The sequence below is a fragment of the Colwellia sp. KS18-150 genome, assembly GCF_057551365.1.
In genome coordinates this window covers 450044-469283 of the sequence record NZ_BAAJMC010000002.1, presented here as the reverse complement: position 1 = coordinate 469283, position 19240 = coordinate 450044, and the positions used below count along the sequence as shown (strand labels likewise).

The 19240-nt window shown below is 38.9% G+C and carries 9 protein-coding genes and 1 pseudogene; 3 read left to right on the top strand and 7 right to left on the bottom strand.

What is annotated here, in order from left to right; genetic code table 11:
• Entirely contained in the window at window positions 1-2256 is a 2256-nt protein-coding gene (locus AC27IF_RS05225) for a chondroitinase-B domain-containing protein (protein ID WP_487052678.1), read from the bottom strand.
• A gap of 584 nt (window positions 2257-2840) precedes the next feature.
• On the opposite strand from AC27IF_RS05225, the gene AC27IF_RS05220 reads away from it, so the two are divergent.
• The 3 genes from AC27IF_RS05220 to AC27IF_RS05210 all read left to right on the top strand — a co-directional run bounded on the left by AC27IF_RS05220 (window position 2841) and on the right by AC27IF_RS05210 (window position 11593).
• Window positions 2841-3575, top strand: a complete 735-nt coding sequence (locus AC27IF_RS05220) for a FadR/GntR family transcriptional regulator (RefSeq protein WP_487052677.1) — start codon at window positions 2841-2843, stop codon at window positions 3573-3575.
• Between the two features lie 1273 nt (window positions 3576-4848).
• Window positions 4849-7845 carry a TonB-dependent receptor gene (locus AC27IF_RS05215; protein WP_487052762.1) on the top strand — a complete coding sequence of 999 codons (2997 nt, stop codon included), beginning with the start codon at window positions 4849-4851 and terminating at the stop codon, window positions 7843-7845.
• Between the two features lie 64 nt (window positions 7846-7909).
• On the top strand, window positions 7910-11593 hold the full coding sequence (locus tag AC27IF_RS05210) for a VCBS domain-containing protein (RefSeq protein ID WP_487052676.1): 3684 nt from the start codon (window positions 7910-7912) through the stop codon (window positions 11591-11593).
• Window positions 11594-11999: 406 nt separating this feature from the next.
• On the opposite strand, the pseudogene AC27IF_RS05205 reads toward AC27IF_RS05210, so the two are convergent.
• The 6 genes and pseudogenes from AC27IF_RS05205 to AC27IF_RS05180 all read right to left on the bottom strand — a co-directional run.
• Window positions 12000-12157, bottom strand: a pseudogene (locus AC27IF_RS05205) (IS982 family transposase); the annotation flags it as partial.
• A 328-nt stretch (window positions 12158-12485) separates the two neighbouring features.
• Complete coding sequence (locus AC27IF_RS05200; RefSeq protein WP_487052675.1) at window positions 12486-13370, bottom strand: NAD(P)-dependent oxidoreductase; 885 nt, start codon at window positions 13368-13370, stop codon at window positions 12486-12488.
• A 599-nt stretch (window positions 13371-13969) separates the two neighbouring features.
• Window positions 13970-14458, bottom strand: a complete 489-nt coding sequence (locus tag AC27IF_RS05195; protein WP_487052674.1) for a gluconokinase — start codon at window positions 14456-14458, stop codon at window positions 13970-13972.
• A gap of 14 nt (window positions 14459-14472) precedes the next feature.
• Window positions 14473-15711 carry an Nramp family divalent metal transporter gene (locus tag AC27IF_RS05190; protein WP_487052673.1) on the bottom strand — a complete coding sequence of 413 codons (1239 nt, stop codon included), beginning with the start codon at window positions 15709-15711 and terminating at the stop codon, window positions 14473-14475.
• Between the two features lie 42 nt (window positions 15712-15753).
• Entirely contained in the window at window positions 15754-16518 is a 765-nt protein-coding gene (locus tag AC27IF_RS05185; RefSeq protein WP_487052672.1) for an SDR family NAD(P)-dependent oxidoreductase, read from the bottom strand.
• A gap of 108 nt (window positions 16519-16626) precedes the next feature.
• Window positions 16627-18840 (bottom strand): polysaccharide lyase 6 family protein, encoded by a 2214-nt coding sequence (locus AC27IF_RS05180; protein ID WP_487052761.1) that lies wholly within the window; start codon window positions 18838-18840, stop codon window positions 16627-16629.
• Between the last annotated feature and the right edge of the window lie 400 nt (window positions 18841-19240).

The following is a 19240-nucleotide window of genomic DNA, read 5'->3' as shown; positions in this document are numbered from 1 at the left end:
CTACTTAACGTGGTTATTTTTTATGATGGCTGTATGAGGCATAGGCGCGTAAAGTTCGATTACCTTAGGCAAGTTGGTTTTATCAAATTGGTTTTCTATCACCCATGTAATGGGTTCACCAACTGTATGCTCAATATCAATGCCAGCTGTGTCGGTGAAAATGTTTTTTGAAATATGAGTCGCCTGAACACCGTGTAACTTAATAGTAGCACCACTCTTATTACGTTTACCTTGAGATGATTGGCTTATGCTGTTGTCAGAGAAAAGTAAGTGGGGTCCAAATGTACTCTCATCTTTACCACCACGGTATAAGTTTACTAAAGCCCCTTGAATGTTTTCAAAAGTATTATTAGTAATGTTAAGGTATTCTGCATTATAAATACCTAAATCATCTTGCTCTTTGTTTAATCTAAAAATATCACCGGTGATATTGATGAACTGATTATCAGTTATATCAATGCTATCAGCGAAAGCTCTACTGCCAGAATCAAAGAAATGGAAAGAATGATTAATATCGAGATCTTTAATAACACTGTTAGTAACCACTAAACGGTAGTTAACTAACATCCCCCATTTAGCTGTTCTAATTAGCGTATTACCCGAAGAGTCAGGGCTGTTTTTTCCAGAGATGCTCAAGCCATCAATTTTCAAACTACCGTCATTGATAATTTCAAATAAAGTAGAACGTTCAAAACTTAACGCCACTGATAGTGGCTTTACTGCTTTAATGGTGAGTGTTTTATCTAGCTGAATAATTTTACTTTCAATATACTCACCTGCGGACAGCATTAATATATCACCGTCACTAGCCGTTTTAACGGCATTGAATAGGGCATTTTCGCCAGACTGAACTTGAATAACCTTGCCGCTATCAAATGGCGTGACCAATTCAGTTTTTTTATACCAGCTAGGACCTGTTTGTGCTTTAGTCGTTGGTACTAATGATTTAGTTGCACCTACATTTTGATTTTGTGGGTACAGTAGGCCATTTTGAGCTCGGGCTAACTTGACAACTTGTTCTGTTATGCCACTGTTAATAACTTGGCTGGTCACTGGATTGGAAATATTATCGACAAAGGTGATACCACTAATGTCATCAAAAAGAGTAAACGGAGATTTTTTATTTTCATTGAAAAATAAGTTTTGCTTAATTATTGAATCTTGCGGAGTTGCTGAGCGCTCTTGATCACTGCCTGCCGCTAATTGAATGTGAGCTACGTTAATAAAGCTATTATTTTCAACCTGTGCATTAACAACTTGATGGTAGCGATTGATTGGAGAGTTAGGTACACCATTCATGATAGTAAAGCCACTACCAAAACGGTAACCGGTTAACCCTTCTAAATAGTTATTTTTGATGATTTGATCGCGATTGATGATGCGGATACCACCGGTATGCTCAACACCATTGCCTTTAAATACATTGCCCTCAATTAAATTACCATTACCATGGCGCATGGTTAAGGTACCTCGAGATTCAAAAAAGGTGTTATTTAGGATTTTGTTTTTACCTGATTTAATCGAGATGATTTCTACTTCGCCGTCACAACGATCAAAATAGTTATTTTCAACGATAGTAAAAGAGTCAGACATGGAGAAGTGGCTAGTGCCAATCCGTAAGGTTTCCCCACCATTTGAGCCTAAAATTGGGCGAGGACCAAAGTAGTTATGATCGATACGATGATAATTTTGCTGACTTTGTTCAGTATTGAGACGAACGGCTAGCGTTACGCCTTTATTTCTTTTACCGACAAGAGAATTATGATCAAAGCGGTTATGTCGGCCATACATGCTCACCCAATAGTCAGATTCAAACCTGTCTGGGTTGCTATAATTTTCGATGACTACTTCAGTGACACGTGAATGATTAGCAAGCTCACCTTTTTTGTGACGAAAAGCGATGACTTCATTGCTAGGGGTGTAACCGTTTTTGAATACTAATCCTGAGACGATTAAATGCTCACCAGCAAGTCTCAAGTTAGACTGGCCAGATAAGATTACTTGGCCTTTGGTTTCTGCGGTTAATTCTATAGGGTTTGCTTTAGTACCATGTCCTTTAAAAACAATTTCAAAATTGTTCCATGTGCCATTTTTAAGCATGATTTTATCGCCGGGTTTAACCGCGGTTAAAGATTCTTTAAATGCTTTTGGCGACTCTACCAGCCAGTTTTTCGCTAAGGCTTGCACTGAAAACACTACGCAGAAAAGCGAAATTGCAAGAGCACGGATAATGTTAGGTGTTTTTATATTAAGCATAATAACTCTATATGTACTTTTGAAAAATAAGGGCTCAATCTACTCCTGTAATAAAGAGCCCTTTACAACTAAATTTAACTAAAATGATACCTTGGCGCGTAAGAAGTACTTGCGACCAGAGTACTAGTATGTAGTAACAGTTCCTGTATACCACCTTCTACTAAATAAGCTTGTTGCGATTTATAAAAACAACTTTGCCCACTAACGCTAAACGGAATTTTTAAAGTTCATAACACGACTAGGGCCAGCAATTGGTGATAGTACTGCTATTCAACGTAGAGTGGACCCAATAAGAGTCTAAACCACGAATAGATATTTAATTTTAGTAATACCTATTGTATTTTAATTTAAACAATACCAAGCCCTTTTGTCAACCAATTTATATTACCAATGGAATTGTGTTTAATGCTAATTGGTAATAACTCATTATTGGGCTTCAACTAGCTGGAGATTGGGCTTTAACTTGGATGTTTTTGTTAAACAATAACGAATAAAGTTGCTTAATACCTTTGCCATTAACAAAATAAGTCGATATGATTATAAAATATAGTCATTATTTTTTTCGTTATTGGTAAGGATCGAATATGGGCAACCGCAGGTTGTTTTGGAGCATTGTTGAAAAGATTGAAGCGTCCATTAATTCAGGGCTGTATTCGCCTGGTAGTCGCTTGCCCCCAGAGCGAGAGTTAGCTGAAACGTTTGATATTAGTAGACCGACAGTTCGTGAAGCTATTATAGCTTTAGAAGTTAGAAAAAAGGTTGAAGTTAAAACGGGATCAGGTGTATACGTTTTAAAATCGGTTAACCAGCTAAGCGCCGAAGAAAAAGTAAATGCCTTTGAGGTTACACAAGCTCGAGCGTTGATTGAAGGTGAAGTAGCTGCTATAGCTGCTACCACGATAACTGAAGCGGAATTAGAAGCGTTACATCAAACATTAGTTGACATGGAAAATGGTCAATATGTTGAAGCGGCTGATAAAGAGTTTCATCGAATAATTGCTCATGCTACGCGCAATAACGCCATGATATTATCAGCAACAAACTTGTGGAAGTTACGCTCTTCAACTCCTGAAATAATTAAAGATTATGACAGTGTTTGTAGTAAAGATAACTCAAAAACGCTTGCTGAGCATAAAGCAATTTATCAGGCATTAAAGTCCGGAGACGCAACTTTAGCAAGAAGTGCCATGCATAGTCATTTTAATAGGCTAATTAATGCCTTGTTTGATGCGATTGAATCGAGAGCCTTAGAAGAAATACAGCGTAAAAACAGTGAAAAAAGAGGGCTTTATTCAATCCCTAACCCGACCAGCAATTAATTTCATTTATTGTATTGAGACAGCTAATGACAAAAGATAAGTGGTCATTAGCTGTTTAAAATCATCGCATTCACCCCTTTGTAAATTCTAAATCAATCTTAATAAGTACTTTATGTTTATAGATGTTAAAAACAGCTTCGAGTGTCATTTTTATCATCTATTTAGTTTTATCTTCAGCATCACCTTATATACTTAAAAACATAGTAAATAATCATTCCTGTATTTTCCTTGTTCATAACTATTGCTCCTCATCTTTTGGCAATTTCAACTTTTGTCACTGGTGTGTATTTTTGATGTTATTGGTAATATGCTCGCGTTCTATCGATAACTCAGAGGTATAAGCTGTCATCAAATAATTTAGTCATTCATGAAGACTGTTTTTGTAAATCAAAAGTAGTCTTTAAATACTTTTGCTAACTTCATATTTAATAACTGCATCTAAGTTGTCGTTATCTTTTAGCCAACGGTTACTTTGTATGAGGGGAGTTATTCCTCTATACCAATATTAATCAAGCTTTCGCATAATTATCTAGTACATTACTCAATAATTACGCTTTAAGTTTTGGTAAGTTGTTGTGAATTAATTTGTTTTTCATTGTATATAAACATGGTAAGGCAGCGTGTTAGTCTTTGTTACAATTGTGTTGTAACCAATATTGTGTTTTTGGTAATGTTTGTTCCTTGTTTTTGGTTGACAATTGGTTGTTGCGGTGGTTATATTGTACTCATAATAAAAATACTGATGTGAATAAATTGATGGGCAGGTATTAGTGCTGGGTCATTTACATATGATCATATACGTAACAATTAATCATAGCTTTTTGGTGTTTATTAGAAGAAATGTTTTATCTATTTTATTTCGTTCTTCAGGGTTAGTTAATTTCATGTGCAGACGCGCCACTATACGCTGAGCGTTCAGATACTTGATATATAGTTGAAAATAGTTAAACCAAAAATACACCAATAGATTCAGTAAAGAGAGTGGAAATTATGAAGCATTTCAATATCCAGACATGCATAAAGATATAAGTTTTAGGGCTGTTAACCCATAAATTTTTAAATTGTAACTCGTAACTATAATTATTGGTTATGTTTTCTGGTAAGTGCGTCTCAATAAATTGGCTGTCAATTTAATTTGGGTTTTATATGCGAAATTGATATCCCTCTAACACAAGTATAACAAATAAATGGCAGTAACATGCTTATAATAAAACAAAGCGGAGAATACGGTATGACATTGAAACTAAGTAAAAAAACAAAACCCATCCATAAAATGGGGAAGTTTAGACTTTCGCCTATAGCAAAATGGGTGAAATTTGCCGCTATTACTTCGGTAACTAGCTCTTTTGCATTTTCGGCTACCGCACAAGAAGCCCAAACTGAAAATCTAGATAAAGCCGATAAAGATATAGAAGTTGTTCAAGTTGTTGGTACACGTAGAACAATTCAAGACCAAATTGCAATAAAGCGTGAAGCTACCACTGTTGTTGACGGTTTATCTGCTTCAGATATTGGTGATTTACCTGCGCTTTCAATTGGTGAAGCGCTAGAAACATTAACGGGTGCATCATCTCACCGTGAAAATGGCGGTGCTACAGAAATAAGTATTCGTGGTTTAGGCCCATTCTTAAGTGCGACTCATATTAATGGCCGTGAAGCAACCAATGGTAGTGGTGATCGTTCAGTTAACTTTTCTCAGTTCCCATCAGAGCTAATGAAGAAAGTGGCTATTTATAAAACACAAGACGCTTCCATGGTTGAAGGTGGTGTTGCGGGTGTTATTACCCTAGAGACACTTAAGCCTTTAGATTTTGGTAAGCAACGTTTTCAGGCTGAAGTAAAAGGTAACTACAACCCTGACCAAGGAAACGTTGACAATTCACTTCAAGGTGATTTTGGCTACCGTGGAACACTAAGTTATGTTGATCAGTTTGAATTTGATAACGGTCAAGCATTTGGTGTGAGTGTAGGTTTACAACGTCAAGATATTAGCCAACCAGAAGCTGAGTATAGAAGTTCAAGCCCAACTGGCTCATCTTTGTGGGCATGTTTGAATGATCCAACCAATACCAATACTGGCTTTTTCCGTAGTTCAGCGGGCGATTGTGAAGATGAAATTGTTGGCTCTAATAACCAAGGTTATAATACTGAGATTGATCCAGAGACAGGTCTTGCTGTAGATGAAGGTACACCATACGCATTTACTGGCTCAAGCCGAAGCTTCCGTCAAAATGAAACCTCTGATGAAAGAGACGCTTTATTCGTTGCTTTACAATACAGCCCTTCAGATAAGTGGGATATAAATTTAGACGCTCAAATATCAGATCGTACCCAAGCTGAAGCGCGTCATGATTTACTTTTCTTACAAAAGCGTGTTACACCGGGTGTAACGGGAGAAAATCTGATCACAAACAGTGTTGGCGGTATTCTACATTGGGAAGGTGAAGAGCGTTTCGAATCTGCGGGTGAGCAGTTTTCACGTGAAGAAAACTATCGTGGCTACGGCTTGAACGTTGAGCATTTTTTCTCAGATGATCTAAAGATTAGTGTTGACCTTGGCTACTCTAAAACCAGCCGTGAAGAATTACAAATATCTAACCGAGGAAGAACGAGCTTCCGTCCGTCCTTTTCTTGGGATTTAGGTGAGTATATTCCGCAATTAACAGTAACTGATTTTGATGTGACTGATATATCAAATTTTACTGATAGCCTTCGTACTCGTATCGACAGAGAAAATGTACGCGACAATGAAATTCTGGGTGCACGAGTTGATATTCATTATAATTTAGATAGTGATATTTTTAGTAGCGTTCAAGCTGGCGTTCGAGTTTCAGAACTTACGTTTGTTCAATTTGGTGGAACTAACGGTAATGGCTCAAGAAATACATTTAATTTAGATGAATCTGTAACATCGGCCATCGACGTACTTGAAGGTTGTCAAATAGACTTCCCTGAAACAGATTTTTTATCCAGTGTTTCTGACGGTGATATTATCACTAATGTTGACAGCTCAGGTAGTGTTGTAGAAAGCGGTACAGGCTCTTCGTGGGCAACTTACAATAACGAATGTTTCTCTCAAGCAGTAGTAGCTTCTCAAGGTGGCGAATTCATATACCCAGAGGTTATATACGAGAATGCGGGTACTATTGACGTAACAGAAGAAACAACCTCTGCTTATGCAATGCTTAACTACGATACTGAAATGTTTGGTAAATTTATTCGTGGTAACTTTGGTGTTCGTATAGTGAATACTGACGTAACTTCTCTTGGCTTTAGAGAAGGTTTTGACGTTGTCACTGATCCGGCGACAGGTATAGTCAGTTTAGTGCCAAACGGTACTATTGAACAGATTGAAGGTGGTGGTGATTACACTGAAGTACTACCAAGTTTTAACTTAGTTGTTGATTATGATGAAGATATCATGATAAGAGCTGGTATTTATCGAGGTATGTCTCGTGCAGATCCATCTGATCTAGGTTATAGCCGCACATTCCAAACCGATGACGATAGTGACCCTGAATCAGTTGAAGACTTGTTAGTTGGTGTTAATGGTTCTGGTAACCCTAACCTTCAACCATTAATGTCATGGAACTATGATGCTGCTGTCGAATGGTACCCGAGCGATGATTCTATTGTAGCGTTAGGTGTTTATTACAAGCAATTCAATGGCGGTTTCCAACAGCAAACACAGTTAGAGACTTTTATCGTTGACGGTGTGGAAGTTTCTTTACCTATTACCAATTCAGTAACTACTGACGAAAATAGTGACCTTTATGGTTTTGAAGCGTCATTTTCATATCGTTGGGATTCTGGCGTTGGTGTGAAGTTTGGTTACAACTATGCGGATACAAGCTATGAGTTCGAAGATAGTAACTACGGCGATACCTTTACTACTGATTTAGACGGTGTAACTACTCAGCTTACCGACGGTATTGTTCCTCCTGGCTCAGTACCTGGATTTTCTGAGCATGTATTTAATGGACAGCTTTACTACCAAATTGGCGATTTTGATACCGCACTTATCTACAAGTATCGTAGCGAATATTTCCAACCTTACACTTCTAACGGTACAAGACTACGTTATGTTGATGAGGCAGAAGTTTGGGAAGCTCGTGCTTCTTACAAAATCAATAAACACGTTCGTCTTAAATTTTCAGCAATTAACTTGTTTAGCGAACCTAAAAGCCAGAGCTTCTATGTTCAGGGCAATACGGGTGAAGTGAATGACTACGGTCCTCGCCTATTTGCAGGTATCAGCGTTAAGTACTAGCCACGTCTAGTACTTAAATAAAACAAGCTAAATTTGAAGAAAGAAATCTTTCAGGAGTAAAAAAATGAATAATAAATCTCTTATATCAATTGTCATTGCTGCAAGCCTAGTAGGTTGTGGCGGTGATGAAAGTGCCGAGCTGGATGGTAATACTCGAGGTAGCATAGCAATAACCGGTAGCGACTTTATCGCTGGCGCCTCGCTTACAGCATTAGCTACTGATGCTGACGGAATTCAAGCCGACACCATTACCTACGTTTGGTCAACCGGTACTACCGGTACAACCTACACAATTACCGAAGCAGATGAAGGCTCAGTTATTTCTGTTTCTGCTAACTATACCGATGATGCTGGTTTTACAGAAGGTGTTGGTGCATCTACACCTGCTATCAACCCAACCTTAAATGTTTCTGCTAGCATTATTAAAGGTCCTGTCGATGGTGCAAGTTGTGACATATTTGCAGTTGATGATAGTGGTGCTGCGGTTCTTCCTGCGCAAGCTACTGCAACCTCTGACGCTTCAGGTGGCGTTACATTTAGTAATGTACACTTCGAAGGTGCAGGTTTAATTACATGTACTGGCGGTTCTTATACGGATGAATCAACTGGTTTAACCATAGAGGCTCCTCAACTAAGATCTGTAGTGAGTGTTGTTGAAAATATAGTTGAGACTAATGAAGAAGGGGAGGAAGTATTACTAGCGCCACCTACTTATGCCGTTTCTCCTTTAACCGAAATGGCCGTTCAAAACGCTGGTAGTGATTTAAACCAATTTGCTGATGAAGCTGAAATCATTAACGGTCGCTTTGGCATTCGTTTTGATACAACAGAAGTGCTTCCTACTGTAGTTGGTACTGATGATCTTGGTGTTGAAGGTGCTGAAGATGCTGACAGATATGGTTCTGTGCTAGCGCTAATATCGCAATTCGATGCCGACAACGCAGACGCAGATTTAGCTACTGTTCTTGAAGAGCTTGCTACTGACCTCGCTGATGGTTCATTTTCTGAAGAGTCTTTAGTGACACTTGAGACAGCACAAATTAATTTGCAAACTACTTCACAAGTTGCAAGTGCTGTTGATGAAGCGTTACTTGACGTAATTGGCGCAGCTGTGGGTTACAACAATGACCCTGTTGCAGCAATCATCGAAGGTGAATTTAGCGGTACTGTTCAAAATACTGCTACGGATCCATTAACAGGTTTAGTAACTATTATTGATCCAAACTTTGAAGAAGACGCTTTTGTTGCGCAAACTGATGTAGCACTTGATTACGGTACATTTAGTATCAGTGCCAACGGTAGCTGGTCGTATACGGTTAACACTGAAAACGAAACTGTAGTGGCTCTTGAGTTAGGTAATTCTGTAAATGATTCAATCACTATCGCGTCTATTGATGGCACCACTGCTGAAGTTAATGTTCGTGTTGCGAAGCTTACTCAGGTTGTAAAAATAACGGATACAGGTACAGATACAGGTGAGATTAGATTTAGCGTTGATGACCTTCGTCAAGGTAAGTTGAGTGCATCTTTCGCTAAAGAGGTTGCTCTTGGTAGTGATGGAAATAATAAAGATGCTTATATTACCCTTTATGGTTCATCTGGTAGCTCTAGTGAATCGTTAATCGATTTACGTATTCAAGGTGAGCAATCTACAATTAACGATGACGGCACTGAAACTCCAATAGACCCTCGTTTCTTTGTTCGAAATACTGACAGTGATGCCTACCCAGGAAATATGATCACTGCACCATTTGTTGAAGATCAGTTTTATAATGTAGAAATTACATGGGACTTAGATGCAACAGAACAAATCACCGTGACTATTGATGGTGAAGTGATTGGTGGCGGTTCTTTCTCTACCGCGGCAGTTGTTGACTCTGATTTTACAGGTTTAGACCAGTGGTTTGTTGATGGTGTACAAGCTATCCAATTTAGATTTGGTGATAATGATAGAACTATTCCTTTCGGTTCTTTCTATGTAGATAACATTGAGGTATTTTCTGATACCGCAGGTACTACAAGCGTATTTTCTGATGACTTTGAAGGTTATAATGTCGGTGAAACTTTAGATGGTGATGCAAGTTTGTACGGTTTAGCTATTTACTCTGAAGTTGCCGTATTTGATGCAGGTGACGGTACAGTAGAGCCTACGCCAGCAGTATTCTTTGATTTGACAGGGGCTATTGCCAGTGATGAAGCTACGTCAACAGGTGCAGTAAGTGTACTTGACCCAGATGAAGGCGAAGCGTCAGTAGTTGCCTCAACTCTTATTGGTACTTATGGTGATTTGTCAATTTTAGCCGATGGTTCATGGACTTATACTCTTGATACCACCGATGCAACAATCGCTGCACTTATTGTTGGTGAGCGTGAAACAGATACTTTCACCATTGAATCTTTTGATGGTACTACTGCTGAAGTGTCGATCACAATTACAGGCACTGTTGTTGTTAATACAGGTGCTAACAATGTTGCAGTTATTATCGATACCGACTCTGGTGATACAGGTGAACTTCGTTATGCACTAGGTGACAATGGTCCTCTTGATGCAGGAAGAGTTGAAGTAAAGGTCAAGCGTCTTGACGATAGCCTTGGTGATGGAGATGCTTTCATTACACTGTTTAATTCAAATACCAATAATGATGGTGCTATATTAGACCTTCGTATCAAAGATGACAGCTTTAGTGTTCGTAGTCCAAGTGACATTGATACTTCTGCCGCTACTATGGTACCAGACACATTCATGGATGTAGTAATTACTTGGGAATACCCTAATGGTGATACTGCGGTTAATCCATTAGTTACAGTTGAAATAGATGGTGTGAGTTTTGTAGCTGAAGGTTTTACTCCTGATAACAACTCAATAGGTGGTGTAACCCATGTTGCCTTTAGATTTGGTGATAATAGTGGGGTTAGAGCAGCTACAGGTAAGTTTACTCTTGATGACTTAGTTATCTTCTCTGATACCGCAGGCACATCAGAAGTGTTCTCTGATGACTTTGAGTCATATGCAGAAGGCGATTCGCTTGATACTGACAATGCTGCATCTGAGTATAATAGCAGTACCTCAGAAGCATCAATAGAGACGATTCCTCCTGTGGGCGGCCCTGGAACAGATGGTAATAAATTCGCTGCAATTACTGATACAACGGATGATACGGGTGAGTTACGCTATGCTCTGGGTGGTGATGGCCCATTAGCAGCAGGTCGATTTGAAGTTGCAATAAAACGTTTAGATGATGATCTTGGTGATGGAGACGCTTTCATTACACTGTTTAATTCAAATACCAATAATGATGGTGCTATATTAGACCTTCGTATCAAAGATGACAGCTTTAGTGTTCGTAGTCCAAGTGACATTGACACTTCTGCCGCTACTTTGGTGCCAGACACATTCATGGATGTAGTGGTTACTTGGGAATATCCTAATGGTGATACTGCGGTTAATCCTCTAGTAACTGTTGAAGTTGACGGAGTTCGCTTTACGGCTAATGGCTTTACCCCAGACAACAACTCTTTTGGCGGTGTTACTCATGTAGCGGTTAGGTTTGGTGATAACTCAGGTGTAAGAGAAGCTACTGGTATCGTCTCTGTTGATAACTTTGTAATTTACTCTGATACAGCAGGTACAACAGAAGTATTCTCTGATGACTTTGAGTCATATGCAGATGGTGATTCACTTGATACAGATAATGCTGCTTCAGTTTATAATTCCTCAACATCTGAAGCTATTGTTGCTATTGAATAAAGCTTTATAACAGAAAGCTCTAAACTGTAAATAATAAAATCCCGATAGTCTAACTGATTATCGGGATTTTTTGTTACTAGGGCTTCAAGCAAATACATGGGGTAGTCCTGAGTAAACCCCACGAATTTTCAGCTACAAATCATTACTGAATCCTTTAATTAAAAGGTGAATTTTTCTAGTGTGTAGTCAATAGCAAGGTATCTATTTTAAATCATTTAGCTTTATCGTGTTCAGCGAGTTATATTAAATAGCAGCTGTCAGCATTTTAACTAATTTTTGAATGACATTAACAAACCTTAGAGCAAGATTTTAGAGCGCTTGAGATAGTTCAATGAAAGACAAGCAGACAATAAATAAGCCTTTAAATCGAAGCTGAAATATCGGTCAATTGCTCAGTATTAACCTCATGAAAGGCGATAATTATCGTCATAATTTCATTCTTTAACATTCGAAAGGTGCGTCGACGCTTTTGACTACCGTCAGCAATAAGTTGCTTTTCTAGTTCGGGAATACATACTCGACAAAAATCATCAACACCACTGCATATTCAACTCGTTTATTCATACCTATTTCTTAATATCATTCTGTTTTCTTGTGGAAAGATCGGATCGTGGAACAGGTAATTAGTTAAATTTTTTATCCCGAGTTGGGGTTAGGTAATCATAGAAGATTAATAGAGTTTTAACTAGGAATGGCAGGGTGAGTTCACAATACCTGAGGGGCAGGGAAGCATTCTACATTGCTTTAATTAACTATCAATGATTTAAGGTAAACGACTTACTTTAAATGAATTTAATTGAAATTTTTGATAAAAAAAAGCCCTTCAAATGAAGGGCTAAAAAGAGTGCAGAAAATCTACAATCCCATCAATTCTACATGTCAAAACATTTACTTACTTCGAAAACTTAGTGTTGAAGTAATCAAAAACTACTGGCACGTCATTTTGGCCTAAACCAGCATCAACAGCAGCTTGTAAATTAGCTGAAGTACCTTGAGCGATTAATGACTCACTACCTAGGTCAGCAACCATTTGGTTGAAGTAACCAAGATCTTTGTTGGCATTAGCAACAGAGAAGCCTAATTTTTCTTCGTTATCTACCGCGTAAAACTTAGTAAACTGCATGAATGGTGAGTTAGAAGGACCAGCTGACATAATGTCAAATAACTGTTGTCCGTCAACTCCAGCAGCTTTTGCTACAGCAAATGCTTGTGACATCGCAGTAACCGTAGTCATACCAATAAAGTTATTGATTAGCTTAGTTGTGTGACCAGCGCCAAGTGCACCAAGGTGGAATACGTTCTCACCTTGCTCATCTAATACCGGCTTAACTTTATTAAAAGTATCGATATCACCAGCAGCCATGATATTTAATAAACCATCTTTAGCATGTGCAGGAGTACGTCCTAATGGAGCATCAATCATGCCACAGCCTTTCTCAGCAAGAGCAGCACCAATTTTACGTGTTGAATCAGGAATAGAAGTACCGAAGTCAATAAGAGTTTTCCCTTCAGTCATACCAGCTAAGATACCGTCTTCAGCGTAAACTACTAATTCAACAACTTTTGAAGTAGTAAGGGCAAGCATTACTATGTCACTTTTTTCAGCTAGTTCTTTACCTGAAGAAACTTCAGTAGCATTACCGCGAGCAATAACTTTTGCAACAGCATCTTTGTTAAGGTCCATTACGTTTACTTGAAAACCACGAGTCTGTAGGTTTTCAACCATGTTTCCACCCATAAGGCCAAGGCCGATGAAACCTATAGTAGGTTTGCTCATATCTAACTCCTAAATATATTATTAATGTTTATCTGAGAGTGAATACTTTCACCAAAGCCCAGATTAATGTCTGATTTATGTAACCAATAAAGCTAAATCTTCATTAACTTCTTTAGTTGGATGATTCCAGTAAATTAGCAACATTGAAAAACCTGAAAATCAAAGTTTGTTCATATGTCATATCTATCAAACGAAATAGTGGTAAATGAGCTCATGGTCAGCATCATACTTACCACTATTTCGTCCCACTGGAAGTTAAATGTCTATTTACAACTCTTAACAATCAGGAACAACCAAATACTAACCAAAACACAGTTAAGTGTCAACCAATTGTTTGGTATTGGTAATAAGAATGTTTTTGGTTGGTAATTTAATTGGCTAAAGAGTGTGAAATAGAGAGTTAATAATATGCTGGTAAGTTAACGTATTGATTTTAAGTACTTATATCTACGGAGTTAATGTGACGACATTAAGGTTTTTTCAGTCTAGTTATACATTTCTAACAAAATTTTTATGGTGGTGGCTTTACCAAAAGTAATTATATTTTTATAAAAGAATACGCTTTGGTTAGAAAATAACGCGACTATGGTAACCTCAGGTCACGGACTGGATAAACGCAGAGCAACATTTTTTACTATTGCTTCTGGTGTTTGCTGTATATCTATAAGCCAGCCATAGTTTGGTAACTCAAAAGTCTCTAGTTGCGAAGCCAGTAATGCGGGGTTAAAAAAATGATCAGTGCGTAAGTTTAATCGTTCAGTTAATAATGTTTTTGAGCCTTGAAGCATAAGCCAAGTGATATTATGCAAACATTTTGATGATAGTATTTCACGGTAAGACTCTTTGAGTGCCGAGCAAGCTAGCACGGCACCGTCAGTAAGCTCCCATGAAGCTAATGACGCAGAAAGCTCTTCAAGCCAAGGCTGTCTATCTTCATCATTAAGCGCCTGACCACTTGTCATTTTTCGGACATTAGCCTCGGGATGGAAATCATCACCATCATAAAAAGGCAAAGACAGCTCTTCAGCTAATAGTTTCCCTATAGTCGACTTGCCGGTACCTGATACGCCACAAACGATCACTATCATTTCATTCACCAATTCTAACCAATAAGGGCTAAAACGCCGTTATAAGAAATGATCACTGAGAATAATAACGCTAACCCTAATACAAAGTTAAGCAAATAACCGGCGGCATATTCTCTCATCAGTTTTTTATTATTAATCATTAAAATAATCCCTAAGATAACCAAAGGTAGTACAAAGACATTGAAAACTTGGGTTAATAATTGCCCTTTAATTGGGTTAAACCCAAAGACAGGAATTGTCAGAGCAAAAATAGCCGCAACACCGGTGATGATGCGAAATTGTTTAGATTGAGTGTCGAGTTTCCCCGAGCGATAATCTTCAATTAGTAGCGGTGCAATTAACATGCATGGGAATACCGAAGACAATCCTGCAGCTAACGTACCAAAAAAGAACACAGTTAAGGCAGTTTTGCCGGCAATGGGCTCTAAGGCCGTCACCATATCTAACACCTTAGTGACTTTAGCGCCTTCATGAAATAATGAGCCTGCCGCCACGGCCATAACCGAGGCGCTAATGATAAACACTAAAATAGCAGCAACAATTGCATCTTTTTTCTGTTGCCCTCTATCGTCTATCGTCCAACCTTTACCTTGAATAAACAAAGGCCTTGATAAGAAAGTTGCCGCAGCCATCGTCGTACCCACAAAGGCAGCAACCATCATTTTCCCTCCTTCTACTTCAGGAATAACAGGTAATAACCCCCTGACCACTTCCGTCGGTAATGGATGAACAACAAATAACGATAAAACAAAGGATAACCCCATACAGGAGACAAAAATCACTAACACTTTTTCGAATAATGAATATTTACCAATCAGTAATATCGCGTACATAATACTAATAACTAACACCGCAATGCTGAGCACGACAGCATACTTATGTGGGATGACCGAAGGGAAATACATGGCAATCATTTCAAAGAGGATATTGGCAGAAATACCCAGTATGCCCATTAGTGAATTCCATTGACCAAAAGAGACGCCAATAATGATGAGAATTGCCATCGGTTTACCAAATTTGAGGTGCTTTTTGAAACTATAAAGCGCCGTTTCACCTGTTACTAAAGCAAAATTTCCGTAGGCATAAATAAGTACCCCAGAAAAAAGACAACTTAATAACAATACCCACAATAGCTGCATACCAAAAGTACTGCCTGCCACTATCATGGCAGTCACACTGCCGGTACCTATGGTATAACCGATGGCTAAAAATGCGGGGCCAAAACTTAATAACGCTTTAATAATACTGGACATAATAACTTTCTCAAAAATAATTTTATCGTGTTTCATCAATGACTACATGTTGTAAACGCCGCCATTAATATCGAGTGTTGCGCCGGTAATAAAGCCATCATATTCTGAAGCTAAATAGGTGACGGCTCTGGCAACGTCATCAGCATTACCTGCTCGTTCAATGGGAATGCCAGCAATAGTTTGATTAGCGGATTCTTCTGTGGTGTGAGTGTTATGAAAGGAAGTACCCAAGATAAGTCCAGGAGCAACAGCATTCACCCGAGTACCCTGTGCACCTAACTCTGTTGCCAATGCGCGGGTAAAAGTTAGTATTGCCCCTTTGCTAGTAGCGTAGGCTAAAGAGCCGGGATGCCCCCCTTTACGACCTGCCAGTGAGGCAAGATTCACCATGCTACTGTGCTCATTCCTACCTAAATAAGGTGCTGCGGCTTGTGAGACCCACATCATTGACGTTAAATTAATATCCATCACTTTATGCCAAAGCGACTCATCCATGTCGGTGAGTAATCGACGCTCAACTAAAGAGCCGGCATTATTAATTAAAATATCTAAACTCCCTAGTGCTTCAACCGTTTGCTCAACCAAGGTTTTTGCCTGCGCTTCTTTGGTTAAGTCTCCGCTAATAGCAATGGCTTGTTGTCCTTTGCTTTTTGCATACTCAATAAGTTTATTGGCAGTCTCTGCGCTGGAAAAATAGTGGATAGCGACATGAGCGCCGCTATCAATAAAATGCTTGGTGATGGCTTCACCAATGCCTTGCGCGCCTGCCGTAATAAGCACGTTTTTTCCGTTTAATTTGTTGTTCATGTTTTTCCTAAATCAAAAGTGTTCATCAGGGGAGGTGGATATATTTTTGCTGAAGGTGACTAACCACTTTTTTGTTAGTCACCAGCTAGGGTAATGGGAATTAAACCTTTAATTGTTAACTACATTCGTTGCCTGATAACCGTCATGGTTTGCGCGAATGTTATCGGTATCTTTAAGGACGATGTCTTCGATAACCGTGATGGGGCCACCGTTAGTAAGGAATAGCTCCAAGGGTGCACTTTCATTCCAGGTTGTATTGGAAATATTCAAGCGTTGCACGCCATGAAAATACATGGATGCACCTGAGCGGTGGGTTGAGCCTTTACCGACATTTGATAAGGTATTGTTAGTTACCGTGACAATAGGGCCAAAGGTACTTTCGTCTCGACCGCCTCGGTAGACTGTAGCCACTTCTTCTTTAACATCCGTAAACGTGTTTCCCGAAATGGTTAAGTTCTCAACGCTGTAAACCCCCAGATCATCCACTTCTCGGTTCAATTGCAAAATTGCACCGGTCACATTAATAAATTCTGAGTCAAGAACTTCAATCGTGTCAGCAAACGTACCAGCATTGGCTTTAAAGAAGTAAAAATAACCATTAACATCTAAATCAGTGACTTTAATATTACGTACCGATAAGTTGTAATTAATATTCATCGAAGTACTGCTAGTACTAATGACGTTATTACCCTTATAGTCCGGTGACTCAGCGCCGTCGAACCAAAGATTTTCAAGCGCAAGTGCGCCGCCATTTTCTATATTAATGAAGTTTGGCTTTTGAGAGCGAATAACCGGCTTCTTACCTGCTTTCGCCATCAGAGTGATTGGATGATAAACTTGTGCAAACTTTGTCAGTAAGTATTCACCACCGTTTTCAAGTACTAATATATCCCCCGCTTGACTCTCGCTTAATGCCGTTAATAGGGTGTTAGTGCCGCTAGGTACTGCAATGTGTTTACCACTGTTAAAGGCAATCACCGCTTCCGTTTTAGGATAAAAACTCGCTCCCACTTCTTGTTTAGTGACTGGCAATTTCACTTCCCCAAAACCTATTTCATCAAGTAGTGCTTGTGACGGTGATTTAAGGCCGTGCTTATTGACTGTGACAGCATAAGGCGTCGCAGAAAAACCAGACTCAATGGCGGTGCTGGCTTCTTCATTTAAATAGTTACCTGCAAACTCAATACCTGACATATCATCATAAAGCGTGAACGGCGATAAATTCGAGGTACCTAAAATGATGTTACCTTTAAACTCTGACGTACTTGGCGGCGCTGAGCGCTCTTCATCGGCACCAGCCCCAAGTTCAATGTAGTCACTGTCAATAACGATATTGTTATTCATGGCCGAATCAATCACTGGGTCATAGCGATTAGGCGGTGAATTAGGTACGCCATTCATAATAACAAGTGCACCACGCAAGCGCTGACCCGTTAAACCGTACATGTAGTTATTACTCACCGACTGACTTTCGTTAATAATACGAATACCGCCAGTATTGGGTTTACGGTTACCTAAAAAGTAGTTCCCTTCCACCTTGGTAAAGTGACCATGGCGCATGGTTAGTGTGCCTTGCGTTTCGAAAAAGACATTGTTGATTAGCGCATTGCCGCTGGACTTATTTGAAATGATTTCATGCTCACCGTTAGTACGGTCAAAGTAGTTGTACTGCGCTGTGGTGTTAGAATACTCTCGAGAGAAATGACTGGTGCCAATACGTAAGGTTTCACCGCCATTCGAACCAAGAATTTGTCTTGGGCCAAAGTAGTTGTACTCAATGAGGTGATTATTTTTACGACTTGCTTCAGTATTCATTCTAACGGCAAGCGTCACTCCACGATTTCTTTTATTCACTAACGAGTTATGGTCAAAACGGTTGTTTTTACCGTACATTGCCACCCACAAATCTGACATCGGGCGATCAATGGTACTGAAATTATCAATCACGGTATTCGTGACGCGAGAATGGTTGGCAACTTCTTCAGTTGAGGTTCTAAATGAGATAACTTCGCCGGTTGGGGTTGATCCATCTTTAAAGACTAATCCTGAGATAACAAGGTATTCACCTGAAAAGCTTAAATTAGACTGACCTGTGATAATTACTTTACCTGGGGTTTGTGCGGTCAATGTAATTGGCTTATCCGCCAAGCCCTTACCGGTAAATACTAATTCCACATCACGCCAAATACCGTCAGCAAGTATAATTTCATCTCCCGGTTTTGCGGTCGATACCACTTGGTTAAACTGTTCAATGTTACTTACTAGATTGTTCGCTACTTGAGCATCTTTACTTTGGGTGCAGGCAAAAAGGGCAAATACCATAAGTAATAGTAAAAAGTGTGGTTTAGTGTTTTTCAACATCTTGTTGTTCTCCAGATCTCTATTCTTTTATCTATGAAAAAAGTACTTAATAGGCATTTAAATTTTTTAATTTAATTGATGCCGTTATTATTACGTTTTGTTACTGCAACTAATGTATTTAGCTTTAGTTAGTAAACTTCTGAGTGTGTCGCTATTGCTGTATATTATTTTTTTTGTTTATTTTTCTTTAATTAGCCAGATGAAACTATAGGCCGCCGTTAATGTCGATAATGCTCAATGAGCTAACAATTTTATAGGTATCGAATCATGTGAAAGCGATTGCTTTGGCATTTAGTTACGTAAATTGCTTACGTAAATTTACTTACTTGTTTAGGTAAGTGATCTGTTAGTAAAGTGTTGA